This window comes from Alicycliphilus sp. T452 (assembly GCF_054512775.1).
Map to the genome: position 1 here is coordinate 49,172 of NZ_JBTNEH010000016.1, position 25,209 is coordinate 74,380.

Annotated in this window: 25 protein-coding genes; 12 read left to right on the plus strand and 13 right to left on the minus strand. The window is 71.2% G+C overall.

The window, feature by feature from the left end; translation table 11 throughout:
* Positions 1-2 precede the first annotated feature (2 nt).
* The 3 genes from ACX12L_RS14795 (at position 3) to ACX12L_RS14805 (ending at position 3,361) form a co-directional block, all read left to right on the plus strand.
* Entirely contained in the window at positions 3-1,334 is a 1,332-nt protein-coding gene (locus ACX12L_RS14795) for an AmpG family muropeptide MFS transporter (protein ID WP_459263292.1), read from the plus strand.
* Between the two features lie 95 nt (positions 1,335-1,429).
* The gene (locus tag ACX12L_RS14800) at positions 1,430-2,140 is read left to right on the plus strand and encodes a response regulator transcription factor (protein WP_013517230.1); all 711 of its coding nucleotides are present in this window, start codon (positions 1,430-1,432) and stop codon (positions 2,138-2,140) included.
* A 9-nt stretch (positions 2,141-2,149) separates the two neighbouring features.
* Positions 2,150-3,361 carry a HAMP domain-containing sensor histidine kinase gene (locus tag ACX12L_RS14805; RefSeq protein WP_459263293.1) on the plus strand — a complete coding sequence of 404 codons (1,212 nt, stop codon included), beginning with the start codon at positions 2,150-2,152 and terminating at the stop codon, positions 3,359-3,361.
* 1 nt (position 3,362) lies between these two features.
* On the opposite strand, the gene ACX12L_RS14810 is transcribed toward ACX12L_RS14805, so the two are convergent.
* Together ACX12L_RS14810 and ACX12L_RS14815 are read right to left on the minus strand one after the other, a co-directional pair.
* Positions 3,363-4,529, minus strand: a complete 1,167-nt coding sequence (locus tag ACX12L_RS14810; RefSeq protein WP_459263294.1) for a CaiB/BaiF CoA transferase family protein — start codon at positions 4,527-4,529, stop codon at positions 3,363-3,365.
* Positions 4,530-4,654: 125 nt separating this feature from the next.
* A complete protein-coding gene (locus ACX12L_RS14815; RefSeq protein WP_459263354.1) occupies positions 4,655-5,584 on the minus strand; it encodes a LysR substrate-binding domain-containing protein in 930 nt (309 codons plus the stop codon).
* A 153-nt stretch (positions 5,585-5,737) separates the two neighbouring features.
* Between ACX12L_RS14815 and ACX12L_RS14820 the strand changes: the two genes are divergently transcribed.
* From ACX12L_RS14820 to ACX12L_RS14835, 4 genes are all read left to right on the plus strand, one after another.
* Positions 5,738-6,709, plus strand: coding sequence for a tripartite tricarboxylate transporter substrate binding protein (locus tag ACX12L_RS14820; protein WP_459263295.1), 972 nt, complete (start codon positions 5,738-5,740; stop codon positions 6,707-6,709).
* Between the two features lie 17 nt (positions 6,710-6,726).
* Positions 6,727-7,194, plus strand: a complete 468-nt coding sequence (locus tag ACX12L_RS14825; RefSeq protein ID WP_459263296.1) for a MaoC family dehydratase — start codon at positions 6,727-6,729, stop codon at positions 7,192-7,194.
* A gap of 82 nt (positions 7,195-7,276) precedes the next feature.
* On the plus strand, positions 7,277-7,843 hold the full coding sequence (locus ACX12L_RS14830) for a redoxin domain-containing protein (RefSeq protein WP_459263297.1): 567 nt from the start codon (positions 7,277-7,279) through the stop codon (positions 7,841-7,843).
* Positions 7,840-8,559, plus strand: coding sequence for an MOSC domain-containing protein (locus ACX12L_RS14835; protein WP_013517222.1), 720 nt, complete (start codon positions 7,840-7,842; stop codon positions 8,557-8,559). Before ACX12L_RS14830 ends, ACX12L_RS14835 begins: the two co-directional genes overlap by 4 nt.
* Before the next feature lie 3 nt (positions 8,560-8,562).
* Here the strand turns inward: ACX12L_RS14835 and ACX12L_RS14840 are convergent, their stop codons facing one another.
* Positions 8,563-9,792: a YbfB/YjiJ family MFS transporter gene (locus tag ACX12L_RS14840; protein ID WP_013517221.1), complete on the minus strand. Its 1,230-nt coding sequence runs from the start codon at positions 9,790-9,792 to the stop codon at positions 8,563-8,565.
* Between the two features lie 55 nt (positions 9,793-9,847).
* Between ACX12L_RS14840 and ACX12L_RS14845 the strand changes: the two genes are divergently transcribed.
* Positions 9,848-10,714 (plus strand): LysR substrate-binding domain-containing protein, encoded by an 867-nt coding sequence (locus ACX12L_RS14845; protein WP_459263298.1) that lies wholly within the window; start codon positions 9,848-9,850, stop codon positions 10,712-10,714.
* On the plus strand, positions 10,711-11,775 hold the full coding sequence (locus tag ACX12L_RS14850) for an NAD(P)H-dependent flavin oxidoreductase (protein ID WP_459263299.1): 1,065 nt from the start codon (positions 10,711-10,713) through the stop codon (positions 11,773-11,775). Before ACX12L_RS14845 ends, ACX12L_RS14850 begins: the two co-directional genes overlap by 4 nt.
* Positions 11,776-11,843: 68 nt before the next feature.
* Here ACX12L_RS14850 and ACX12L_RS14855 read toward each other — a convergent pair whose 3' ends face one another.
* The 7 genes from ACX12L_RS14855 to ACX12L_RS14885 all read right to left on the minus strand — a co-directional run bounded on the left by ACX12L_RS14855 (position 11,844) and on the right by ACX12L_RS14885 (position 18,006).
* A complete protein-coding gene (locus tag ACX12L_RS14855; protein ID WP_013517218.1) occupies positions 11,844-12,818 on the minus strand; it encodes a glycosyltransferase family 32 protein in 975 nt (324 codons plus the stop codon).
* The gene (locus ACX12L_RS14860) at positions 12,815-13,861 is read right to left on the minus strand and encodes a glycosyltransferase family 2 protein (RefSeq protein ID WP_459263300.1); all 1,047 of its coding nucleotides are present in this window, start codon (positions 13,859-13,861) and stop codon (positions 12,815-12,817) included. The genes ACX12L_RS14855 and ACX12L_RS14860 overlap by 4 nt, the downstream gene beginning before the upstream one ends.
* Positions 13,858-14,973, minus strand: a complete 1,116-nt coding sequence (locus ACX12L_RS14865) for a glycosyltransferase (RefSeq protein ID WP_013517216.1) — start codon at positions 14,971-14,973, stop codon at positions 13,858-13,860. Before ACX12L_RS14865 ends, ACX12L_RS14860 begins: the two co-directional genes overlap by 4 nt.
* Positions 14,966-16,318, minus strand: coding sequence for an O-antigen ligase family protein (locus ACX12L_RS14870; protein ID WP_013517215.1), 1,353 nt, complete (start codon positions 16,316-16,318; stop codon positions 14,966-14,968). The genes ACX12L_RS14865 and ACX12L_RS14870 overlap by 8 nt, the downstream gene beginning before the upstream one ends.
* Positions 16,319-16,392: 74 nt before the next feature.
* On the minus strand, positions 16,393-16,599 hold the full coding sequence (locus ACX12L_RS14875) for a zinc-finger domain-containing protein (protein ID WP_013517214.1): 207 nt from the start codon (positions 16,597-16,599) through the stop codon (positions 16,393-16,395).
* A gap of 7 nt (positions 16,600-16,606) precedes the next feature.
* Complete coding sequence (locus ACX12L_RS14880; RefSeq protein ID WP_013517213.1) at positions 16,607-17,545, minus strand: branched-chain amino acid transaminase; 939 nt, start codon at positions 17,543-17,545, stop codon at positions 16,607-16,609.
* 44 nt (positions 17,546-17,589) lie between these two features.
* Complete coding sequence (locus ACX12L_RS14885) at positions 17,590-18,006, minus strand: glycerate kinase (RefSeq protein WP_459263301.1); 417 nt, start codon at positions 18,004-18,006, stop codon at positions 17,590-17,592.
* Between the two features lie 165 nt (positions 18,007-18,171).
* Between ACX12L_RS14885 and ACX12L_RS14890 the strand changes: the two genes are divergently transcribed.
* Together ACX12L_RS14890 and ACX12L_RS14895 are read left to right on the plus strand one after the other, a co-directional pair.
* Positions 18,172-19,596, plus strand: a complete 1,425-nt coding sequence (locus tag ACX12L_RS14890) for an amidase (protein WP_459263302.1) — start codon at positions 18,172-18,174, stop codon at positions 19,594-19,596.
* Positions 19,597-19,620: 24 nt separating this feature from the next.
* Positions 19,621-20,607, plus strand: coding sequence for a Bug family tripartite tricarboxylate transporter substrate binding protein (locus ACX12L_RS14895; protein ID WP_459263303.1), 987 nt, complete (start codon positions 19,621-19,623; stop codon positions 20,605-20,607).
* A gap of 3 nt (positions 20,608-20,610) precedes the next feature.
* On the opposite strand, the gene radA is transcribed toward ACX12L_RS14895, so the two are convergent.
* Entirely contained in the window at positions 20,611-21,993 is a 1,383-nt protein-coding gene (gene radA, locus ACX12L_RS14900; protein WP_459263304.1) for a DNA repair protein RadA, read from the minus strand.
* Between the two features lie 150 nt (positions 21,994-22,143).
* Here radA and ACX12L_RS14905 point away from each other — a divergent pair, with 150 nt between their 5' ends.
* A complete protein-coding gene (locus ACX12L_RS14905) occupies positions 22,144-22,770 on the plus strand; it encodes a glutathione S-transferase family protein (RefSeq protein WP_459263305.1) in 627 nt (208 codons plus the stop codon).
* A 78-nt stretch (positions 22,771-22,848) separates the two neighbouring features.
* On the opposite strand, the gene ACX12L_RS14910 is transcribed toward ACX12L_RS14905, so the two are convergent.
* Both ACX12L_RS14910 and alr read right to left on the minus strand, forming a co-directional pair.
* Complete coding sequence (locus tag ACX12L_RS14910) at positions 22,849-23,868, minus strand: cytochrome-c peroxidase (protein WP_459263306.1); 1,020 nt, start codon at positions 23,866-23,868, stop codon at positions 22,849-22,851.
* Positions 23,869-24,018: 150 nt separating this feature from the next.
* Positions 24,019-25,113, minus strand: a complete 1,095-nt coding sequence (alr, locus tag ACX12L_RS14915; protein ID WP_459263307.1) for an alanine racemase — start codon at positions 25,111-25,113, stop codon at positions 24,019-24,021.
* Positions 25,114-25,209 lie beyond the last annotated feature (96 nt).

Below are 25,209 nucleotides of genomic sequence, written 5' to 3' on the forward strand. Positions count from 1 at the left end.
GCATGCCCGATTCCTCTCCCGCCGCCCCCGCCCGCCGCTCCTGGCGCCAGGCCTGGCTCGTCTACCTGGAGCCCGCCAGCCTGCGCATGCTGGCGCTGGGCTTTTCCGCCGGGCTGCCGCTGCTGCTGGTGCTGGGCACGCTGTCGTTCCGGCTGCGCGAGGCGGGCATAGACCGCACGACGATCGGCTACCTCTCGTGGGTGGGCCTGGCCTATGCGTTCAAGTGGGTCTGGTCGCCGCTGGTGGACCGGCTGCCGCTGCCGCTGCTCACGCGTGCCCTGGGGCGGCGGCGCAGCTGGCTGCTGCTGGCGCAGGGCATGGTGATGGCCGGGCTGGTGGGCATGGCGCTGGTAGACCCGCGCGCCACGCTGGGGCCCATGGTGTGGTGCGCGCTGCTGGTGGCCTTCGGCTCGGCCACGCAGGACATCGCGCTGGACGCGTTCCGCATCGAGTCGGCCGACGCCGACCGCCAGGCCGCCCTGGCCGCCACCTACCAGACGGGCTACCGCCTGGCCATGATCTGGGCCGGCGCGGGCGTGCTGTGGGTGGCCGCGCGCGCCGAGGTGGCAGGCCTTGCCGGCTACCAGGCCGGCGCCTGGGCCGCCGCCTACCTGGCCATGGCGGCCTCGATGCTGGTGGGCACGGCGACGGTGCTGCTCTCGCCCGAACCCACGCCCCGCCCGCTGGCGCCCGCGCGCAACCTGGGCGAGTGGCTGCGCGGCGCGGTGGTGGAGCCGTTCGCCGACTTCCTGCGCCGCTACCGCTGGCAGGCGGCGCTGATCCTGGCGCTCATCGCCGTCTACCGCATCAGCGACGTGGTGATGGGCATCATGGCCAACCCGTTCTACGTGGACATGGGCTACACCAAGGACGAGGTGGCCGCCGTGACCAAGGTGTTCGGCGTGGTCATGACGCTGGCGGGCGCCTTCGTGGGCGGCGTGCTCTCCATGCGCCTGGGCGTGATGCGCGTGCTGATGCTGGGCGCGGTGCTCAGCGCGCTCAGCAACCTGCTGTTCGCGTGGCTGGGCCAGCGCGGGCACGACCTCACGGGGCTGGTGCTGGTGGTATCGGCCGACAACCTGGCCGGCGGCATCGCCTCGGCGGCGTTCATCGCCTACCTGTCGGGCCTGACCAACGTGCAGTACTCGGCCACGCAGTACGCACTGTTCAGCTCCATGATGCTGCTGGCCCCCAAGTGGCTGGCGGGCTTCTCGGGCCGCTTCGTGGACGCGCACGGCTACGCCACGTTCTTCACGGGCACGGCCCTGCTGGGCCTGCCAGTGCTGCTGCTGGTGGCGCTGGCGGCAAGGGCCAAAACCGCCCCCAGGGCTTGATGGGCAAGCGCCTTCAGCTACATAATCGGAAGCGGTTTACCTAACTTTACCAACACTTCAACGCAGCAAGACAGCGCGATACCAAGATGCCAGCCATGAACTCGCAACTGCTGATGATCGAAGACGACCACCGCCTCGCGCAGATGGTGGGCGAATACCTCGGCCAGTCCGGGTTGCAGGTGACGCACATGGCCGATGGCACGAGCGGCCTGGCGCAGCTGCAGGGCAGCGAACTGCCCGACCTGGTGATCCTGGACCTGATGCTGCCCGACATGGACGGCCTGGAGGTGTGCCGCCGCATACGCGCGCTGCCGGGCGCGGCCGCCCAGGTGCCGGTGCTCATGCTCACCGCCAAGGGTGACCCCATGGACCGCGTGATCGGCCTGGAGATCGGCGCCGACGACTACCTGCCCAAGCCCTTCGAGCCGCGCGAGCTGCTCGCGCGCATACGCGCCATCCTGCGCCGGCGCGAGGCCGGCGCCCAGCCCCCGGCCAACCACCTGCTGCGCTTCGGCAGCCTGGAGATCGACCGCGACGCGCGCACCATCACCGTGGGCGGCGAGCCGGCGGAGCTGACCTCCTACCAGTTCGACCTGCTGGTCACCATGGCCGAGCGCGCGGGCCGCGTGCTCACGCGCGACCAGATCATGGAGGCCGTGCGCGGACGCGAGCTCGAAGCCTTCGACCGCAGCATCGACGTGCACATGGGCCGCATCCGCGCCGCCATCGAGGCCGACCCCAAGAACCCGCGCCGCATCCTCACCGTGCGCGGCGTGGGCTACGTGTTCGCCAAGCAGCAGGACTGACCGGCTGCCATGTCCCTGTCCCTGCTCAGCCCCTTCTCCCGGCGCCTGTACCTGCGCATCTGGCTCGCGGTGGTGGGCGGCGTGCTGGTGTTCGCCTTCGCCGTGGGCCTGGCCTGGCGCTGGGCGGCCGAGCAGAACCAGCACCAGCTGCCCACGCGCGGCATCGTGATCACCGACGCCCAGGGCCGCACGCTGATCGACGGCACGGGCATACGCCAGCGGCTCGACCCGGGCGAGGGCATCCACTACCGCATCGAGGCCGACGACGGTGCGGTGTACGAGATGCGCCTGTCGCCGCGCACGCCCCGCATGCGCCCCGACGAGCACGGGCCCGCCGCGTGGTTCCGCCCGCCGCTGGGCTTCCTGTGGATGCTGGCGCTGGTGGGCATCGCCGTCACCGTGGGCGTATTCCCCATCATCCGCCGGCTGCTGCAGCGGCTGGAGCAGCTGCAGCGCAGCGTGCAGCGCTTCGGCGAGGGCGACCTGTCGGTGCGCGTGGCCGAGCAGGGCCACGACGAGGTGGCCGACCTGGCGCGCCAGTTCAACGCCGCGGCGGCGCGCATCGAGACGCTGGTGCAGTCGCACAAGTCGCTGCTGGCCAACGCCTCGCACGAGCTGCGTTCGCCGCTCACGCGCATCCGCATGGGGCTGGAGCTGATGCGGGGCGGCGCCCCCTCGCCCGCGTTCCGCGCCGAGATCGAGCGCAACATCGCCGAGCTCGACCAGCTCGTGGACGAGATCCTGCTGGCCAGCCGGCTGGACGCCGGCGCCGCCGACGTGGGCACCGTCGAGCCCGTGGACCTGGTGGGCCTGGCCGTGGAGGAAGGCGTGCGCGTCGATGCCGAGCTGCAGCTGGGCGACGGCACCCCCGTCGAGGTGCCCGCCGTGTCCAAGCTGCTGCGCCGCGCCGTGCGCAACCTGCTGGAGAACGCGCGCCGCTACAGCCAGGGCGCCATCACGCTCGCGGTCGCGCGCGAGGGCCCGTCCGCCGTGCTGCGCGTGTGCGACCACGGCCCCGGCGTGCCGCCCGCGCAGCGCGAGCGCATCTTCGAGCCCTTCTACCGCCTGCCCGGCGCCAGCGAACGCTCGGGCGGCGTGGGCCTGGGCCTGGCCCTGGTGCGCTCCATCGCCCAGCGCCACGGCGGCAGCGTGCATTGCGAGGACCGGCCCGACGGCGCGGCCGGCGCGTGCTTCGTGCTGCGCCTGCCGGCCGCGCGCTGACTTAAAAGCCGAGCTCTTTCAGGATGGCATCCGTGTGCTCGCCCAGCGCGGGCACGGGGCCCATGGCGGCCTCGGTGCCGGAAAGGGTGGCGGGGGGCAGCAGGGCCTGGATGGCGCCCCGGGGGGTCGCGACCTCGCGCCAGCGCCGGCGCGCCTGGAACTGCGGGTGGGCCCAGACCTCGTCGGGCTCGGCCAGCGGCGCGTTGGCGATGCCGCCCTCGTCCAGGCGCCGCAGCAGCTGTTCGCGCGTGAGGGGGGCGAAGCATTCCTCCAGGATGGCGTCGAGCTCGGCGCGGTTGCGTACGCGCAGCAGGTTGCTGGCGAAGCGCGGGTCGTCCGCCATGCCGGGACGCTGGAGGACGGCGCGGCAGAAGTCCGCCCATTCGCGGTCGTTCTGCAGGCCGAAGATGACGCTCTTGCCGTCGCCCGCGCGGTATTGCCCATAGGGCGCGATCGTGGGGTGGGTGAGGCCGCTGCGCACCGGCGCGCTGCCGCCGTAGTGGCTGAAGTTCAGGGGGTAGGACATCCATTCGGTGAGCGCTTCGAGCATGCTCACCTCCACCCGCATGCCCTGCCCTGTGTGGCCGCGCTGCAGCAGTGCCGACAGGATTCCGGAATAGGCATACATGCCCGCGGAGATGTCGGCGATGGAGATGCCCGTGCGCGCCGGCGCGTCCGGCGTGCCGGTGACGGAGATGAGGCCGGAGGCCGCCTGGACGAGCAGGTCGTAGGCCTTCTTGTCGCTGTAGGGGCCGCCTTCGCCGTAGCCCGAAACGGCGCAGACGATGAGGCGCGGGTACTTCCCGCGCAGGCTGTCGTAGTCCAGCCCCATGCGGGCGGCGGCGCCGGGGGCGAGGTTCTGGATGAACACGTCGCAGCGCTCCAGCAGCCTGTGCAGCACCGGCATGCTCCCGGGCTGCTTCAGGTCCAGCGCCAGGCTCTCCTTGCCGCGGTTGCACCAGACGAAGAAGGAGGACTGCCCCATCACCGTGCTGTCGTAGCCGCGGGCGAAGTCGCCGGCGCCGGGGCGCTCAATCTTGATGACGCGGGCGCCCAGGTCGGCCAGCTGGCGGCTGGCAAAGGGCGCGGCCACGGCATGTTCCAGCGCCAGCACAGTGATGCCCTGCAGCGGGCGGACGGGGGGGGTGGAGGCGGCGGATGTGGTCATGGATCTTGCAGGCGTGTGGGTGCCGGTGGCCAAAAAAATGTCCATGCATCGCCGGGATGCATGGGCCTGCAAAAATTCTAGGAACGCGCCCGCGGCGCAGCCAGTCGAGATTTTGGAAGCGGCGTTCAAGATCCTCGAATCGCCGGCGCGGCCGCATCGGCCAGGGCGCCGGCGTTGGTCTCGACGACGTAGCGGACGAAGGCCTGCTCGTGCGGCAGCAGGCTGTGCGGCGACTTGAGCACGATGCATTGCTGCCGCTGCGCCCAGGGCTCGTCCACGCGCACCTTCTGCACCTGGCCGCTCTGGATGAACGCGGCGGCGATGGAATGGGGCACGAGCGAGATGCCCACGCCCTCCTTGACGCAGGCGAGCACGTCGGCGAACGAGGGCGCATGGACGCGCACGCGCGGGGCGACGCCGAGCTTGTGCGCCATGGCTTCGAGGAAGACGAAGTTGCTGGACTTCTTGCCTATGCCCACCAGGTCGTGGGCGAGCGCCATGTCCAGCGGGACGATGGGGTATTCGGCCAGCGGGTGGCCGGGCGGCGTGACGAAGACGAGCTCGTCGCGCGCATAGGGAAGGGCCGTGAGGCCGCCGAAGTCGATGTCGCCCGCGGCCAGGCCGATGTCGGCTGCGTCGTCCTGCACCGCCTTGACGACGGTGGCGCTCAGATGCTCCTCCAGCTCCACGTTGACGTTGGGATAGGCCGCCAGAAAGCGGCTGAGCGCCGGCGCCAGGCCATTCAAGGTGCTGCTGTTGGCGAACACGCGGATATGGCCGACGACGCCATCGGTGTGGCGCTGCATCTCGGCCCCCAGGCGCTCGACGTTGCCGAGGATCGCCTCCGCATAGCGCCTGACGGTCAGGCCCGCCGGCGTGAGCTGCATGCCCTTGGACGTGCGCTCGAACAGGGTGGTGCCCAGGGCCTGCTCCAGATTCTTGAGCCGGTAGCTCGCGGAAGGGGCGGTGAGGTGCATGTCGGCCGCGCCGCCGCTGAGGCTTCTCGCGGCGGCAATGGCAAGGAACACCTTGAGGTCGGTCAGCTCGTATCGCATGGAAATCATTCCCCAGGGCGCGTGGATGCTTGTGTTTAGAAGGTTTCTAAAAGCGCCAAGAAACATTCGACTGGAAGCGCGGCGGCCTGCTTCCTATAGTTTTCGGACACCCCTCTTTTTGGTTTTCTCGAACAAGACAGGAGACATGACCCCATGGTGACACGTCGATCGATCTGCACCGCCATCGTTGGCGCATTGGCCCTGGCGTCGGCCGCAGCGCATGCGCAGAGCTACCCCGCACGCCCCGTGAAATTGATTGTGCCCTACGCGGCCGGAGGCCCGACCGACACCTTCGCCCGCGCCCTGGCGGACGCATGGGGCAGGAAGCTGGGGCAGGCGCTGGTCGTGGAGAACCGCACGGGCGCCGGCACGCTGGTGGGCACCGACGTCGTGGCCAAGGCCCAGCCCGACGGCTACACCATCCTGCTGACCACGGTGGCGCACGCCGTGAACCCCAGCATCCACGACAAGATGCCGTACAGGACCGTGGAGGACTTTGCCCCCGTGGGCATGGCGGCAAAGGCGCCGCTGGTGATCGTGGTGAACAAGAATTTCCCGGCGCAGAACCTCCAGGACTTCATCGGCTACATCAAGGAACACCCGGGCAAGGTGAACTACGGATCGGCAGGCGTCGGCAGCGCGCCCCACCTGGGCGCCGAACTGCTGAACTACATGACCGGCTCCAAGACCGAGCACGTACCCTACCGCGGCAGCGCGCCTGCCATGCAGGACGTGATCGGCGGGCACCTGGCCTTCATGATGGACAGCGCCCCCACCGGCCTGGCCCAGGTGAAGGCGGGCACGGTGCGCCTGATCGCCACGACGATGGGGCAGCGCCTGCCCCAGACGCCCGACACGCCGGCCGTGGCAGAGGCGGTGCCCAGGTACGAGGCCTACACCTGGAACGCGGTGTTCGCCCCGGCACAGACCCCGGCGCCGGTGGTTGCAAAGCTCAACGCCAGCCTGAAGGAAGCGCTGCAGGACCCCGGCCTGCAAAAGCAGGCCTACGACATGGGCCTGGTACTGGAGAAGAACCCCCAGCCGCAGGCGCTGGCCGCCTTCCTCGACGGCGAGCTGGCCAAGTGGGGCCAGGTGGCCAGGGCCGCGAAAATGACGGCGAACTGACCTGGATGGGACGAGCCATGATCAAGCACCAGATGTGCCCGCAGCGCTATTTCGAGGATTTCGAGCTGGGCGAGCAATTCCTGCTGCCCTCGCGCACCATGACGGACGCGCTGTTCGCCGCCTTCCAGCTGGCCAGCGGCGACAACCACCCCGTGCACTACGACGTGGAATACTGCCGCGCCCATGGCATGCCCCACATGCTGGCCCATGGCTACCAGGTGGTGATCCAGACCGCCGCGGGGGCGGGGCTGTTCCCGCACATGGTGGAGGAGTCGCTCAAGGGCTTCCTGGAGCAAGGCAGCCGCTTCCTGAACCCGGTGTTCGTGGGCGATACCCTGTACTGCACGCTCACCGTGTCGGAGCTCAAGCCCGGCAACACCACGGGCGTGCTCACCCTCGGCACCGAAGTGAAGAACCAGAAGGGCGAGGTGGTGATGGATGGCTTTCAGAAATACCTCCTGAGAAAGCGCCACCCGGGCCAGTAGTGAGCGGTCCGGCGGAGCCGGCAGGCTCTCCGTGGGCTTTCCCGGCGGGCTAGGATGGTCCTTCCTCCTGGAAGGCCCGCCCATGTCCACCGCCACGCCCTATTTCCCGCCCGCGCCGCCGCTGCAGGTGGCGCAATGGTTCAACACGCCGCAGCCGCTCACGCTGGAGGCGCTGCGCGGGCGCGTCGTCGTGCTGCACGCGTTCCAGATGCTGTGCCCGGGCTGCGTGGAGCACGGCATACCGCAGGCGCGGCGCGTGCACGAAACGTTCCCGCAGGACCGGCTCGCCGTGATCGGCCTGCACACGGTGTTCGAGCACCACGGCGTGCAGGGCGGCGCGGCGGCGCTGCAGGCCTTCATGCACGAATACCGCCTGCGCTTTCCCATCGGCCTGGACCAGCCCGACCCGCAGCGCACCATTCCACGCACCATGCACAGCCTGGCGCTGCAGGGCACGCCCAGCCTGGTGGTGCTGGACCCGCAGGGCCGCGTGCGCCTGCACCACTTCGGGCACCTGGACGACCTGCGCCTGGGCACGCTGCTGGGCCAGCTGCTGGCCGAGCCCGTGCCTGCCGCCGCCACGCCGGCCCAGGCCGCCGCCGGCTGCGACGACAACGGCTGCCCGCGCCCCGACATGCCCCCGCCATGAACGCCACGCCCCCACAGCCCCTGGGCCGGCTGCGCGCCGTGCTCACCGGCCGCGCCCTGCCCTACACCCGCCCCGGCAGCCGCAGCGCCATCGCCAAGCAGGCGCGCGGCGGCCCGGTCGGCGCTGGCCCGCTGGGCCTGGATGGCGACGAGCAGGGCGACCCGCGCGTGCACGGCGGCCCCGACAAGGCCGTGCACTGCTACGCCTGGGCCCAGTACGCGCCCTGGCGGCAAGAGCTTGCGGGCAACGCCGCGGCGCAAGCCCTGCTGGAGCAGCCCGGCGCGTTCGGCGAGAACTTCAGCCTGGACGACCTGCAGGAATCCCAGGTCTGCATCGCGGACCAGTGGCAGATCGGCAGCGCGCGCTTCGAGGTCAGCCAGGGCCGCCAGCCCTGCTGGAAGCTGAACGACCGCTTCGGCGTGCCCGACATGGCGCTGCGCGTGCAAAGCAGCCTGCGCACCGGCTGGTACCTGCGCGTGCTGCAGGGCGGCCAGGTGCAGGCGGGCGACCAGGTGTGGCTGCTGGCGAGGCCCTACCCCGAGTGGCCCATCACGCGCCTGCTGCGCGCCATTGCCGAGCGCGACTGCACGCCCGCGACGCTGCGCCAGATCCTGGCCCTGCCGCTGCCGCCCTCGTGGCACAAGCTGTTCAGCTGCCGGCTGGAGAACGCCAGCGCAGAGGACTGGACCTCCCGGCTGGTCGGCAGGCAGCCCTGAGCCTCAGCGCACCAAGGGCCAGCGCCAGGCCGATGCGGCATACATGGCCGCCCCCACCACCAGCGCCCCCGCGGCCAGCGCCAGCCCCTGGGCAAAGCCCTGCGCCTGGCCGCCGCGCGCGAGCAGCCAGGCCACCATGGGCGGACCCATGATCTGCCCCAGGCCGTAGACCGCCGTGATCAGGCTGGCAAAGCTGTCGGCAGACTGCGGCCACAGGCGCCGCGCCTCCTGCAGGCCATAGAAGGTGATGGCGGTGAACGGCAGGCCCACCAGGCAGCTGCTGAGCGCGAACCCCGCCGGCGTGGGCCACCACAGGCCCAGCGCGATGCCCAGGGCCTGCATGCCATAGGTCGCGCACAGCAGCCAGCGCCGGTCCCACGCCGCGTTCGCGCGCGTGCTCAGGGCGGCCCCCACGGTGACGCCCACGCCGAACATGGGCCAGAACAGGTCGGGCCAGAGCGAGCCGGCCGGCAGCGCGGCCCGCGCGATCACCGGCAGGAAGGTGGCGGTGACGATATAGCCCAGCCCCGCCAGCCCGTAGGCCAGCGCGTGCACGCCGCGCGCCAGCACCGTGCCCCCGCCCGGCGCGCGCGCCGGCGCGTGCGGGTGCGGCGCGCCCGCCCGGGCCTGGGCCGCGCGGCCCCGCACCACGGGCCAGACCACCGCGCACAGCAGCACCGACAGCAGCCCGCACACCACCCAGCCCGTCGACGCGCGCCACTGCGCGGCCACCATGGCGCTGGCCGCCAGGCCCGTGAGCGCGATACCCACGCCCGGCCCGCAGAAGACCAGCCCGCCCATGGACGGGCGGCCCAGCGCCGTGAGGCGCACCATGCACCAGGCCGCCACGTTGAGCAGCACGAAGGCGCTGGCCACGCCGGCAGCGAAGCGCAGCAGCGGCCAGGCGCCGGGCAGCGGCAGCGCCATGGCCACCGTCAGCAGTACCGTGGCCACCAGCCCCGCGCGCGCCAGCCGCGCCGGGTGCCAGCGCTCGTACACGGCGGGCGCCACCCAGGGCAGCGCCATGCAGGCCAGCGCGCCCGCCAGGTAGCCGACGTAGTTGGCCGTGGCCAGCCAGCTGCCCTCGGCCAGGGTGAGCACGCCGTCGTGCAGCATCATGGGCAGCAGCGGCGTGAAGGCGAAGCGCCCCACGCCCATGGCGACGGCCAGCGCCAGCATGCCGGCCCAGGTCACGGCGCGGGGCTGCTCGGACCAGGAGGGGGTAGCGCGCATACGAATCCTGTTTTAAGATGAATTTTCTTTTAATCATCTCATAAACGGATTGAAAATGGACCTGGTGGCGCTCGACATCTTTCGCACCGTCGCGGCGGAAGGCAGCGTGACGCGCGCGGCCGAGCGGCTGGGCCGCGCCCAGTCGAACGCCACCACGCGCGTGCAGCAGCTGGAGGAGGACCTCGGCGTGCCGCTTTTCCTGCGCGAGGGCAGGCGCATGCGCCTCACGCCCGAGGGCGAGACACTGCTGGCCTATGCCGACCGCCTGCTGGCCCTGGCCGAGGAGGCGCGCCAGGCCCTGCACCCGGGCGAGCCCACGGGCCGCCTGCGCATAGGCGCGATGGAGAGCACGGCCGCCGCGCGCCTGCCCGGCCCGCTGGCGCGGCTGCACGCGCAGTGGCCCGCGCTGTCGCTGGAGCTGCGCACCGCGCCCTCGCGCCAGCTGGCGGACCAGGTGCTGGCCCACCAGATCGACTGCGCGCTGGTCGCGTGGCCGCCGCCCGGGCTGGAGGCGGACGCGCCCATCGAGCGCACGCCCGTGTTCACCGAATCGCTGCTGCTCGCCCTGCCCGCCAGCCACCCGCCCGTCGCCACGCCGGCCGACCTGCGCGTGCGCCTGCTCGCCGCCTTCGCCCAGGGCTGCACCTACCGCCGCATCGGCGAGGACTGGATGCGCCAGGGCGGCGCCCCGGCCGAGGTGCTGGAGCTCGCGTCCTACCCCGCCATCCTGGCCTGCGTGGCCGCCGGCCGCTGCGCGGGCGTGGTGCCGCAATCGGTGCTCCAGCTGCTGCGCACGCCGCCCCCGCTGCACTGGGTGCCGCTGGGCAGCTGCGACACCATGCTCCTGCACCGCCCCGGCTACGCCACGCCGGCCCTCGCCGCGCTGCGCGGCGCCCTTTTTTCCGACCGAGACACACCATGACCACCACACTGCTGCAACGCCTGGACATCTCCCTGCCCATCATCCAGGGCCCCATGACGGGCTCCGACACGCCGCAGCTGGCGGCCGCCGTGTCGCAGGCCGGCGGCCTGGGCATGCTGGGCTGCGGCATGCGCTCGCCCGAGGCCATGGCCCAGGCGGCGGCCGCCGTGCGCGCCGCCACCGGCAAGCCCTTCGGGATGAACCTGTTCGTGCTGGAAACACCCCGGCCCGACGCTGCCGAAGTGGCCGCCGCCATGGACAGGCTGGCGCCGCTGTACGCCAGGTTCGGCCTCCCGCCCGAGGCGCCGGCGCGCTGGTGCGAAGACTTCGCCGCGCAGTTCGATGCGCTCATCGCAGCCCGGCCCGCCGTGGCCAGCTTCACCTTCGGCATCCTGAGCGCGGCCCAGGTGCGCCGCATCCAGAGCGAAGCCGGCAGCTTCGTCATCGGCACGGCCACCACCCCGGCCGAGGCCCTGGCCTGGCAGGAAGTGGGCGCGGATGCGGTGGTCGCCAGCGGCATGGAGGCCGGCGGCCACCGCGGCACCTTCCAGGGCGACTGGGAAGGCAGCCTGATCGGCACCCTGCCCCTGGTGCCGACCTGCGTGGACACGCTGAAGATTCCCGTGATCGCCGCCGGCGGCATCATGGACGGGCGCGGCATCGCCGCCGCGCAGGCGCTGGGCGCGCAGGCGGTGCAGATGGGCACGGCCTTCCTCGCCTGCCCCGAGTCATCAATAGTCCCCGCGCAGCGCGCCGCAATGGCCGCCGCCCAGGCCACGGACACGCGCCTGACGCGCATCTTCTCGGGCCGCCCGGCGCGCGGCATCCTCAACCAGGCGATGCGGTCGCTGCAGCCGCAAGAGGCGGACATCCCCGCCTACCCCGTGCAGAACGCCCTCATGGGCCCCATCCGCCGCGCCGCCGCGCAAGCCGGGGACGCCGGACACATCGCGCTGTGGGCCGGCCAGGGCGTGGGCGCGGCGCGCGCGCTGCCGGCGGGCGAGCTGGTGGCGCTGCTGGCGCAGGAATGGCGGGCCGCGCTGCAGCGGCTGCAGGCTTGAATGTTTTGCGTGTTTTTGGCCTCCAGCGCTTATCCACAAAGCGCCAGGAGCTATTCAATAAATAGCAATCAGCGAGCCACCTCGTCACCCATGAGCCACCGCCCCGCCACGCTCTCGGGCAGGTACAGGCCGCGCGCCAGGTAGTCGTCGAGGCGGCGGCGGTCGGGCGAGCGCAGCTTGATCAGGGGCGGCAGCGGCCCGCACACGCGCGCGAACAGCAGCCGCAGCTTGAGCCCGGTGCGGCGCCAGCGGCCCAGCACGTGGTAGAGGTACGGCCCCGCCTCGGCCCGGGCCAGGCACAGCCGGTAGGCGCCGCCGCGCAGCAGCACGACCTGCAGCGCCAGGTGCATGCTCAGGTAGGCCGGCATGTCGATGCGCTGCAGCGCCCGTTCGTACAGGCCCTGGGCACGCAGGTGGGCGATGTATTCCTCGCCGCTGCGGACGATGACCTCGCCGGTGAACTCGCGCTGCAGGTCCTCGATGAAGGGGCTGGCCGGCGGCGCGGCCATGAACCAGTTCTCCACCACCGGGCGGTCCGGGGCGCTGGTGTACTGCTGCAGGTAGTAGCCCACGAAATCGGCGCCGGTGCGCGCTTGCTCGGCCAGCACCCAGTCCAGCGGACGGGTGAGGATGGTGCTGGCATCGAGCCAGATGCCGCCGTGGCGCCGCAGCAGCTCCAGGCGTATCCAGTCGGCCCGCTTGGCCGCCGATGCGCCGTCCAGCGCGCGGGGAATGGCGGGCAGGTACTGCAGCGCGCCGCGCTCGTCGAGGATGCGGATTTCGAAGTGCGGGTGCAGGCGCCGCCAGTTGTCGAAGCAGCGCCGCACCAGCAGCGGCGGCGTGCCGCCCTGCCAGTAGCTCCAGATGATGCGGGGAATGGCCGCTGCGGGTGCCCGGGCCGCGCCCGTCGAATACAGCGTGAATTCGGGCGCGGGTGCGCCCTCCAGCCACAACGGGCGCAGGCGGAACCAGCGCCGCAGCCAGCGGGCCAGCCACAGCTCGCCCCGGTGCTTCCAGCGGAGGGACGGCGTGGCGGACGTCATGCGGACACGGTGCTCCAGGCGCGCCGCAGCCGGTGGGCGCGCAGCCACCAGCCGCGCCGCGCATAGGCGCGCAGCAGCGCCTCCGCGGCCAGGGGCGATGCCGCAGCGAAGTCGTCGCGCAGCCGCCACGCCGCGGCCTCGCGCTCGGCCACGGGCAGCGCTGCCCGCTCCAGGAAGCGCGCCGCGCCCGTGAGGCTGCGCGCGCATTGGTGGGCCAGCGCGAAATGCAGATCCGCATGGGCGGGCATCTCGCCCGCGGCCTCGGCCGCCCGCAGGGCCTGGGCAAACGCGCCCAGCGCCTGCGACTGATCCAGCGCCTTGGGCAGCGTCATGGTGGCCAGGATGCTGCTGCCGCGCTGGCGGTAGGCCACCCAGGGTTCGGGCAGGTAGCAATGGCTGCGCGCGCGCAGCAGGGCCAGGGGCATGGTGGCCATGTCTTCGAAGTAGCGGCCCGGCGGAAAGCGCAGGTCCGCGCCCCACAGCGCGCGCCGCGTGATCTTGGACCAGGCGTGCAGCTGGCCCGTCATGAACAGCCCGGCCAGCAGCGCCGCCCGGTCGTGGAACGGCCCGCCTGCGGGCCCGGCGAAGGTGGCGCGGTGCGCCTCGCCGCGCAGCCGGTGCTTGAGGCGCGGGCGCTCGCGCCAGACCGCGAAGTCGCACAGCACCGCGTCGGGCGCGTGGCGCCGCACGGCGGCCTGCAGGCCCGCCAGCGCGCCGGGCAGCAGCTTGTCGTCGGAGTCGAGGAACCACAGGTACTCGCCGCGGGCCGCGCCGATCATGGTGTTGCGCGCCGCGCTCAGCCCCTGGTTGCGCGCGTGGTGCATCAGGGCCAGGCGGCCGGGCCAGCGCGCGGCCAGCGCGTCCATGAGGGCGCGCGAGCCGTCGGTGGACGCGTCGTCGAGCACCAGCACCTCCACGCCCGCGCCGCCGTCAGGCAGCTGCGCCAGCTGCTCCATCACCGACCCGATGCACTCGGCCAGGTAGTCCTGCACGTCGTAGACGGGCACGAGGATGCTGAGCCAGGGAGCGTCCGCATCCTTCATCGGGGGTGCTCCAGTCCACGCAGCAGCAGGTCCTCGTACCGCGCGGTCATGGTCTGCAGACCGTAGAGCCGCAGCGCGTCGTCCCGCGCGGCCCGTGCCATGCGCCGGGCTTCGTCATCGCGCGTCAGCAGGCGCTCCAGGGCATCGGCCAGGGACCGGGGGTCGGCGTGCCCGGCCAGCAGGCCGTTGCGGCCGTCTTCGATGACCTCCTGCACACCCACCACGCGGCTGCCCACCACGGCGCAGCCCGCGGCCATGCCCTCGATCAGCGACAGCGGCATGCCCTCGTAGTGCGTGGACAGCACGCAAATGCGGTGCCCCATGAGCAACCCAGGCATGTCCTTGCAATGGCCCAGGAATTCCACCTGCCCGTCCAGCCCCAGCTCGGTGCACAGCCTGCGCGCCGCGCGCCGCGCGCCCGCCTTGCCGCCGCCGGCCAGCTTCACGGGCGGCGTGAGCCCCTGCTGGCGCAGCAGCGCCACGGCGCGCAGCAGCGTGGCGTGGTCCTTCTGGCGCGCGAAGCGTGCGGCCATGACGATGCCGGGCACGCGGCCGGCCCAGTCATGCCCGTCCGCGCAATCGTAGGGCGCGAGCGGGATGCCGTTGGGAATGGCGACGGTCTTGCCGGGCGGAAAGCCGCGCGCCAGCAGGCTCTGGCGCACGCCCTCGGAGACGCCGACGATGGCCTCGGTGCGCCCGGCCAGCCACAGCGCCTGGCGCAGCCGCCAGGCGGTGTAGCGCTCGCGGGAGTTGTGCTCCACCTGCACCAGCCGCGGCACGCCGGCAACCAGCCCCGCGTAGCGGCCCCACAGGTGCTCGCTGAAGCCGTGGGCCACGAGCACGTCGGGCCGCCAGCGCCGGCAGACGGCGGCCAGCTGCCAGACGGTGGCCGCATGCGCCCAGCCGGCCACGGTCTCCACGGCCAGGCCCTCGTCGCGCAGGGCCTGCACGCGCTCGCCGCGGGTATGCCGCTTGCGGCGCAGCACCAGCAGCGCCTCGCAGCGGCCCGACAGCGCGTGGGCGCGCACCAGGTCCACCGCCACCTGCGTGGCCCCGGAAAACCCGCCGGTCACGAAGTGCAGCACGCGGGGCCGGCGGGCGATCTCAGGCACGGGACTGGCGGGAGGATGGACCACGGCGCGGCAAAGAGGACGACGATGCGCCCGCGCCACCCGCGTATTGCGCGTCCATGCCGAGCACCGCCGCCCAGGTGAGCATGGTCATGAACAGGTAGAACATGATGCCGCTGTTGTGGGCGAAGAAAACCTGCGTCATGCCGAAGCCCGCGTACAGCAGCGGAATGCACACGCCGCCCAAGCGCAGCGCCAGCATCTGCGCGCGCACCTCGGCGCCCTGGCGCGCATAGGCCGCCACGCGCGCGCGGGTGGGCCAGAACATGCACAGCGGCACTGCGTAGAACAGAAGCAGCCAGGCCACGCCGACGATGCCCGCCTTGACGAACATGTCCAGCGGCTCGTTATGGGTGTAGATGTACTCCACGATGGACGGTTCGTACTGCCCCGCGGCCACGCGCTTTTCCTTCTCCTCCAGGTAGCCGCGCATGCCCCAGCCGAAGATGGGCTTCTCCAGTCCCACCTCCCAGGCAAAGCGCCAGTGCTCCAGGCGCTGGCCCACCGAGTTGCCCGCCTCACGCTCGGCGTCATAGACTAGCATCTCTTTTTCCATGACGTTCCAGCGCTCGGCCAGCACCGCATGGTTGGCCGCGCCCAGCACGGCCAGCACGACGGCCGCGCCGCCCAGCATGCGCCACAGCGCGCGCCGGTCGAAGCGCCACAGCAGGTACAGGCCCACGGGACTGGCCAGCAGCAGCGCCAGCCAGCCGCCGCGCGACAGCGACAGCACCGAGGCGTTGAGTGCCATCAGCGCCGCCAGGCCCGCCAGCGCCAGGGCGGCGCGGCCCAGGTGCTCGCGCAGCGTGATCGCCTGCACGGCCAGCATGGTGCCCAGCAGCAGCGCCAGGTTGCCCCACTGGATGGCATTGGTCTTCCCGCTCGGGAACCCCGAAGCACGCGGGGCACCCTCCACATGCACCTGCCACAACGCCACGGCGCCCGCGCCCAGGCAGCCCGCCAGCAGCCCCCAGAACTGCGCCCGTGGCCTGGGCGCGGTAGGGCTCACGAAGAGCAGGCATGCGATGCCGAGGGCGAACTTGGAAGGACGGTCCCACGTTCCCCCCAGGCTTTCCTGCGGATTGGCCAGGAGCCACCAGAAAACGCCCATGCCGCCCATGGCGACCGCAAAGCCCCAGGTCCACCGGTCCTGTGCGGCGAAAGGCCAGCGGCGCAGCGAGCACAGCGCCCCGATCAGCAGCAGCGCCGCACCGTAGGAATAGCCGGACTGCACCGTCAGGGCCAGCGCGGGAAGCAGGAACAGCGCCGCGGTGGCGAGCTGGCGAGGCCAGGGCGGCGCGCCCAGGAAGGATTCGAGGGTGGTCATGTGGTCAATACGCCGACCCCGGGGCCGATCGCTCAAGTCCCGCAACCTGCGCGGCTGCGGGGCGAGGTCGTGTGTCAATGACCCGCGTGAACAATCTCACCCGCCTTGAGGCGGTACAGCGTGCCGCAATACGGGCACTGCGCCTGTCCCTGGTGGGCGATCTCGAGGAATACCCTGGGATGGCCGTTCCACAGCTTCATGTCCGCCTTGGGGTTGGGGCAGTGCACGCCCCCATTGCCGTCCAGGTCCTTGGCGAGCAGTTCGACGATTGCTTGAGGCATGGCGTGATCAGACCTTGGTGAGCCAGTGGGCGTATTTGGGATTGCGGCCATTGACGATGTCGAAGAAAGCCGTCTGGATCTTCTCCGTGAGCGGGCCGCGGCTGCCGCCGCCGATCTGCACGCGGTCGAGCTCGCGGATCGGCGTGATCTCGGCGGCCGTGCCGCTGAAGAAGGCCTCGTCGGCAATGTACACCTCGTCGCGCGTGATGCGCTTTTGCACCAGTTCCAGCCCCAGGTCCTTGCAGATGTGCAGCACGGTGTTGCGCGTGATGCCGTTGAGGGCGCCGGCCGACAGGTCGGGCGTGTAGACCACGCCATCCTTGATGATGAACACGTTCTCGCCCGAGCCCTCGGAGACGAAGCCGGCGCTGTCGAGCAGCAGGGCCTCGTCGTAGCCGTCGTCGGTGGCCTCCATGTTGGCCAGGATGGAGTTGGTGTAGTTGCTCGACGCCTTGGCCTGCGTCATCGTGATGTTGACGTGGTGGCGCGTGAAGCTGCTGGTCTTGACGCGGATGCCGCGCGCCATGCCCTCCTCGCCCAGGTAGGCGCCCCAAGCCCAGGCCGCGACGATCATGTGGATCTTGTTGCCCTTGGGCGAGACGCCCAGCTTTTCGGAGCCGATCCAGGTCAGCGGGCGCAGGTAGCACGATTCCAGCTTGTTGGCCCGCACCACGGCCCGCTGCGCCTCGTTCACCTCTTCCTTGGTGAAAGGAAGCTTCATGCGCAGGATCTTGGCGCTGTTGAACAGGCGGTCGGTGTGCTCCTGCAGGCGGAAGATGGCCGTGCCCTGCTCCGTCTTGTAGGCGCGCACGCCTTCGAAGGCGCCGCAGCCGTAGTGCAGCGAGTGGGTCAGCACGTGGATCTTGGCATCGCGCCAGTCCACCATCTGGCCATCCATCCAGATCTTGCCGTCACGGTCGGCCATGGAGGGAACAACGGGGCTCATGGTGATCCTTTACAGAAACTGCGTGGGTCGCAAAGCCGGCTATTTTACGATTCGCCGGCGGGGTCCTCGCCCGGCGCCGGCCGCACCAGGTTCCAGCGCACCAGCCGGCCATTGACGAATTCGCAGGTCACGTGCGACTGCGTGCCGTCCGTCCAACGGTACACCTCGGGCTCCTGGCCCTCGGCCGACAGCTGCTCGCCCAGCGCGCGCGTCATGGCGACCACGTGCATCAGGTTCACGCCGGGCTTGAGCCTCGCGTTGAGCATCACGGCGCTGCCCACGTAGCCGATCGGGTTGTTCCGTGCCTTCTGCATCACGTTCATGAGGCGCGTGTAATGCAGCAGCCCCCACATGACCAGCCCCCCGCTCACGGTGAGGATGCCCTGCAGGCCGTAGGTGCGATAGCCGGCGATGACGAGGGCGACGATGCCCAGCGGGACGAGGATCTTGCGCAAATTCATGGGCGCATTGTCCTATGCGCGCGCAGGGGCGCGGCTGCGGGTCGTGCGTAGTTACCGGCATTGCGGCGCGGTCCGCCCGCGGCCGATAATCCCCGGACCCTGGAGACGATGCACCCGCCGCGGCGGCAACACAGAGTGAACAACGACCTCCCCCCGCCTTCGGCCATGCCCCCCGAATTGTGGAAATGGCCCGCGGCCGAACTGGCCCGCGCCATACGCTGCAGGCGCATCTCCCCCGTGGAGGCCACCATCGCCATCCTCGCGCACGTGGCGGCGCAGCAGCCCCGGCGGAACTGCTTCATCACCGTGTGCGCGGACCAGGCGCTGGCGCAGGCCCGGGCCGCCGAGGACGCCGTCATGCGCGGCGACGCCCTGGGCGCGCTGCACGGCGTGCCGTTCTCCGTGAAGGACATCGTCAACACCCGGGGCGTCGCCACGACCTTCGGGGCGCTCCCCCTGCGCGGCAACGTCCCCGCCGAGGACGCCGTCTGCGTGGCCCGGCTGCGCCGCACCGGCGCGATCCTGATCGGCAAGACCACGACGCCCGAGTTCGGCTCCAAGGGCTTCACCGACGCGCCGCTGTTCGGCGCCACGCCCAACGCATGGAGCCCCCGCCACACCTGCGGCGGCAGCAGCGGGGGCGCGGCGGTGGCCGTCGCCGCCGGCATGGCGCCGCTGGCCGTCGCCACCGATGGCGGCGGCTCCACGCGCATCCCCGCCGCCTGCAACGGCGTGGTGGGCATCAAGCAGACCATCGGCGTGGTGCCGCACAGCCAGGCGCTGGATCTCTTCGGCAACCAGACCTACGTCACGCCGACCACGCGCACCGTGCTGGACACGGCGCTGATGCTCGACGCGATGGCCGGCCCCCACCCGTGCGACCCCTGGTCCCAGGGGCGCGCGGCCGTCGATCACGTGCAGGCCGTGCGGGCGGCGCGCGACCTGCGCGGCAAGCGCTTCCGCTGCAACGTCGCGCCGCACGGGCGCCGCGTGTCGGCGCAGGTGGAGCAGGCGTTCCGGCAGGCACTGCGCCACATCGAGTCGCTGGGGGGAAGCGTGGAGCCGTTCGAGGCGCAGCTGGACATCGAGCCCCTCTGGCGCACGGTGAACCACACGGTCTGGCGCGCCCGCTTCGCGCCGCTGGTGCAGCAGCATGGCGACGCCCTGAGCGCCACGTTCCGGCGCCAGATCGAGAGCGCGCAGGACTACAGCGCGCTCGACTACCAGAACGCGATGTTCGCGCGCTCCCGACTTTTTCACACCGTGCAGGGCTGGCTGGACGGCGCGGACTTCCTGGTCATGCCGACGCTCGCGCGCACGGCGCTGCCGCTGGGCACCGACATCTTCGACCGCATGGAGATCGACGGCGCCGGGATGGGCGACATCCGCGCGAACTGGTACCCCTGGACCATGCCGTTCAACATGACGGGCCATCCCGCCGTCAGCATCCCGTGCGGCTTCGATTCCGAGCGGCTGCCGGTGGGCCTGCAGATCGTCGCGCCCATGTTCTGCGATGCGCAGATGCTGCAGGCGGCAGCCTGCCTGGAGACCTCTTTCAACCTGCTGCAGGCCTGGCCTGACATGCCATAAACCCAAGGAATGGAGATACCCCCTATGACGACATCCTCGCGCCGCCACGCGGTGCTCGCCGGCGCGCTGGCCGCCCTGGCCCTCGCATGCGGCCCGGCCGCGCAGGCCCAGGAGGGCGACTTCACGCGCATCGTGGTGGGCTTCGCGCCCGGCGGCGCGGCCGATTCGCTCGCGCGCATCTACGCGGAGCAGCTGCGCCAGGACGGCCTGGGCAACGTGCTGGTCGAGAACAAGCCGGGCGCATCCTCGCGCCTGGCCCTCGACTACGTGAAGAAGGCGCCGGCCGACGGCAAGACCGTCTTCATCGGCCCCTCGCCGATGTTCACCATCTTCCCCCTGACCTACAAGAAGCTCAGCTACGACCCCGACAAGGACCTGGTGCCGGTGGCCCTGCTGACCGACGTGCCCACCGTCATCGCCACCGCCGTGAACGCGCCCTACAAGACGATGGACCAGTACGTGCAGTGGCTCAAGCAGCACCCTGCCCAGGGCAGCCTGGGGCTGGCGTCCATAGGCAGCGCCGGCCACCTGGGCGCCTTCGCACTGAGCAAGGAGCTGGGCCTGAGCGTCACGCCCACGCCGTACCGCGGCGCCACGCCCATGCTGGTGGATGTCGTGTCGGGCAACGTCTCCATGGGCTGGGATGCCGTCGCGAGCATGATGCCGCTGTACCGGGGCAACAAGCTGCATTTCCTGGGGGTCAGCGGCACGCGCCGCATCAAGGCCCTTCCCGAGGTGCCCACCGCGTTCGAGCAGGGCTACAGGCAGTTCGAGTACGCCACCAGCTGGTACGGCGCCTACGTGAGCGGCGCCACACCCGAGCCGGTCAAGGCGCGCCTGCAGGAGGCCTTCATCCAGGCATCCCGCAACCCGGCCACGGCCGCCAGGCTCGAAGACCTCGGCCTGGAGGTCGTGGGCAAGCCCGGCGCCGAGGCCCGCGAGCGCATGCTCAAGGAGCGCGCCGCCTGGAGCCCCATCGTCAAGGCCTCGGGCTTCGAGGCCCAGGACTGAGTTTCAGCCCAGGCCGCGCACCGCCGCCATGGCCTCGTCCACGCGCTCCACGGCGTGGATCTCCAGGCCGGGGATGGGCTTTTTGGGCGCGTTCGCCTTGGGCACCACGGCGACGGTGAAGCCCAGCTTGGCGGCCTCCTTCAGGCGCTCCTGGCCGCGCGGCGCGGGGCGCACCTCGCCGGCTAGGCCCACCTCGCCGAAGGCGATGAAGCCCTTGGGCAGCGCGCGCCCGCGCAGGCTGCTGGTGATGGACAGCATCACCGCCAGGTCGGCCGCGGGCTCGCTGATGCGCACGCCGCCCACGGCGTTGACGAACACGTCCTGGTCCGCGCAGGCCACGCCCGCGTGGCGGTGCAGCACCGCCAGCAGCATGGCCAGGCGGTCGCGCTCCAGGCCCACCGAGAGGCGCCGCGGGCTCGGGCCGCCGCCATCGACCAGCGCCTGGATCTCCACCAGCAGCGGGCGCGTGCCCTCCAGCGTGACCAGCACGCACGAGCCGGGTACGGGCTCGCTGTGCTGCGAGAGGAAGATGGCGCTGGGGTTGGCCACGCCCTTGAGGCCCCGCTCGGTCATGGCGAACACGCCGATCTCGTTCACCGCGCCGAAGCGGTTCTTGATGGCGCGCACCAGGCGAAAGCTCGAGTGCGTGTCGCCCTCGAAGTACAGCACGGTATCGACCATGTGCTCCAGCACGCGCGGACCAGCCAGCGCGCCCTCCTTGGTCACGTGGCCGACCAGGATCACGGCGATGCCCGTGGCCTTGGCCATGCGCGTGAGGTGCGCCGCGCACTCGCGCACCTGGGCCACCGAGCCCGGGGCGCTGGTGAGCTGGTCGGAATAAATGGTCTGGATGGAGTCGATCACCGCCACCGCCGGCTGCGTGGCCTCGATGGTGGCGAGGATTTTTTCGAGCTGGATCTCGGCCAGCACGTTCACCTGGCTGCCCTCCAGCCCCAGGCGGCGCGAGCGCAGCGCCACCTGCGCGCCGCTTTCCTCGCCCGTCACGTACAGCGTGGGCAGGCCCACGCGGTGCAGCGCATCCATGGCCTGCAGCAGCAGGGTCGATTTGCCGATGCCCGGGTCGCCGCCGATGAGCACCACGCCGCCCTCCACCACGCCGCCGCCGAGCACGCGGTCGAGCTCCTCGATGCCGCTGGGCGTGCGCGCCACCTCGGTGGCCTCGATGGCGGCCAGCGGCATCACCGCCTGCGCCTGCGCCAGGCCGGCGTACTGGCCCGCGCCGCTCAGGCGGTTCTTGCCGGGGCCGGCGTCGGGCACGGTCTCGATGAGCGTGTTCCAGGCGCCGCAGCCCGGGCATTTGCCCAGCCAGCGCGGACTGGTGGCGGCGCATTCGCTGCAGGTGTAGAGGGTTTTGTCCTTGGCCATGGGGTGGGCACTATAACGATGACAATCGGCCCGGGACATGCGCTCACCCGCGCGCCCGGCGCGCCGCGCCGGAAATGGGCGTTTGCAATCGAATCAGGCTTGAACCGTTAACCAGGCTGCGCAAGCAGCTCTCATCGAAGGAGCACCACCATGGCTGCATTGACCCTGTACTACGCCCCCGGCACCTGCGCCCTGGCCGTGCGCATCGCGCTGCACGAGGCCGGCGCCCCGCACGAGGCGGTGCGCCTGGACTTCGCGGCGAGCGAGCAGCGCAGCAGCGCCTACCTGGCCATCAACCCCAAGGGGCGGGTACCGGCGCTGGTCACCGAGCACGGCGTGCTCACGGAGACACCGGCGCTGCTGGCCTACGTGGCACAGCGCTTCCCCCAGGCACGGCTGGCGCCGCTGGACGACCCGTTCGCCTTTGCCCGCATGCAGGAGCTGCTCAGCTTCCTGGCGTCCACCGTGCACGTGGCCCACGCCCACCGCCCGCGCGCCAGCCGCTGGGCCGACGAGCCCGAGGCCCAGGCCGCCATGCAGCGCAAGGTGCCTGCCAACATGCGCGACTGCTTCGCGGTGATAGAGCGCCACTACCTGGCCAACGCGGACCAGGGTCCCTGGGTGCTGGGCGAGCGCTATAGCGTGGCCGACGGCTACCTGTTCACCGTGGCCGGCTGGCTCAGGAGCGACGGCGTGGACATCGCGGAGTTCCCGAAGGTGCAGGCGCACAGCCAGCGCATGGCGCAGCGCCCCGCCGTGCAGCAGGCCCTGGCTTGAAAAAAGGCCGGAACCCCTTGCAAGGATCCGGCCTGTGAAAGGCCCGCAAGCGGGCCGGCTTTCATGGGTTGCAGCGCGTCACTCGAACGGCTGGGGCCGCTTGGTCTTGTCGCTCGACGGCGGCAGGATGGGCATGGCGATCTTGGGCTGGTCGCCGGTCAGCGTCTTCAGGAAGGCAACGATGTCGGCGTTCTCCTGTTCGGTGAACTTCTTGCCCAGCTGCAGGCGGCCCATGGTGTCCACGGCCTGGGCCAGGGTGTCGGCGGCGCCGTCGTGGAAGTAGGGGTAGGTCAGCTCCACGTTGCGCAGCGTCGGCACCTTGAAGTTGAAGCGCTCGGCGTCGTTGCCGGTGACGGCGGAGCGGCCCTCGGCCGGGTTGTCCGTCTTGTAGGGCTCGACCAGGCCCATCTTCTGGAACGAGTTGCCGCCCAGGTTGGGGCCGTTGTGGCAGGCCACGCAGCCGGAACCCTTGAAGAGCTGGTAGCCGCGCAGTTCCTGCGCGTTGATGGCCTTCTTGTCGCCCTTGAGCCACTTGTCGAAGCGCGCGTTGGGGGTGACCAGCGTTTCCTCGAAGGCGGCGATGGCCGCCGTCACTTCCTCGATGCTCAGCTTGTCATGGCCGAAGACCTTCTTGAACTCGGCCACGTACTGCGGGATGGAGCGCAGCATGTCCACGGCCAGGCCGTGCGTGAACGCCATCTCGCCCGGGTTGGCGATGGGGCCGCCGGCCTGCTCCTTCAGGTCCTTGGCGCGGCCGTCCCAGAACTGGGCGAGGTTCAGGCTGGAGTTGAGCACGGTGGGCGAGTTGATCGGGCCCTTCTGCCACTTGTCGCCGATGGAGGTCTTGAGGTTGTCCGAGCCGCCCATGCTCAGGTTGTGGCACGAGTTGCACGAGATGAAGCCCGAGCGCGACAGGCGCGGGTCGAACCACAGCTTCTTGCCCAGCTCGACCTTGGCGGGGCTGGTCACCTTGGGGCTGGCGATGGGCTGCACGGGTTCCTGCGCACGCGCGGGGACGGCCATCAGCAGGGCGGCCATGGACACCGCACCCAGCACGAAGCGTGCGGCATGGCGGACGGAGGGGGACTTCTGCTTCATGGGGGACTCCACTTCTTTCTTGGTCGCGAACTGTGTCGATACGCTGTGAGTCCATTCTTCGGGGAAACCCGGTCTGCCCTCTTGATGCAAGACAAATCCAAAGACAATTTTTGCAAAATGGTTTTGCCCGCCGCTCGGCGGCGCGCAAGCTCAGCCCACCGAGACGGGCACGCGCGGCGCGAGCGCGCACATGAGCTCGTAGCCCACGGTGCCCGCGGCCTGCGCCACCTCGTCGATGGGCAGCACGGCGCCGTTGCCCGCGCGGCCCCAGAGCGTGACCTCGGCGCCCAGGCCCGCGTCCGGCACGGGCGTGAGGTCCACGGTGATCATGTCCATGCTCACGCGGCCCACGGTGCGCGTGCGCACGCCGTTGACCAGCACCGGGGTGCCGGTGTCGCAGTGGCGCGGGTAGCCGTCGGCATAGCCGCAGGCCACGACGCCGATGGCGAGCGGCCCGTCGGCCGTGAAGCGCGAGCCGTAGCCCACGGTGTCGCCCGCCTGCAGCTGCTGCACGGCGATGAGGCGCGAAGCCAGCGTCATGGCCGGCTCCAGGCCCCAGCCGGCGGCCGTGCGTTCGGGATGGTCGGGCGCGCTGCCATACAGCACGATGCCGGCGCGCACCCAGTCCAGGCGCACCTGGGCCTGACCGCCGTGGCGCAATATGGCGGCGCTGTTGGCGATGCAGCGCTCGCCCGGCAGGTCCTGCGTGGCCTGGTGGAAGGCCTGCACCTGGTGGGCGATGCCGCGCGCGCCGTCGGCGTCGGAGAAATGCGTCATGAACGAGATCTCGTCCACCTGCGGCAGCGCGTTCAGCCGCGCCCAGGCGCTGCGGTAGCGTGCGGGCGTGAAGCCCAGGCGGTTCATGCCGGAGTTCATCTTGAGGAACACGCGGTGCGGCGCCTGGGTCTTGTGGGCGGCCAGCCAGTCGATCTGCGCGTCGCAGTGCACGGCATGCCACAGCGACAGGCGCGAGCACAGTTCCAGGTCGCGCGGCTCGAACACGCCCTCCAGCAGCAGGATGGGGCCGCGCCAGCCCAGGGCGCGCACGCGCTCGGCCTCGGCCAGGTCCAGCAGCGCGATGCCGTCGGCCGAACGCAGGCCCTCGAACACGCGCTCGATGCCGTGGCCGTAGGCGTTGGCCTTGACCACGGCCCACACGCGCGCGTCGGGCGCGGCGCGGCGCGCACGCTCGAGGTTGTGCTGCACGGCGGCGGGGTGGATCGTGGCGAGGATGGGGCGCGGCATGGGGGTGTTTCTACGGAGCGGTGGGGGGCCATTCTGGCACCGGGCCGCCGGGCCTGCGTGATATAACCGCCCGTCGCTCCACGGAGTGTTTCGAAT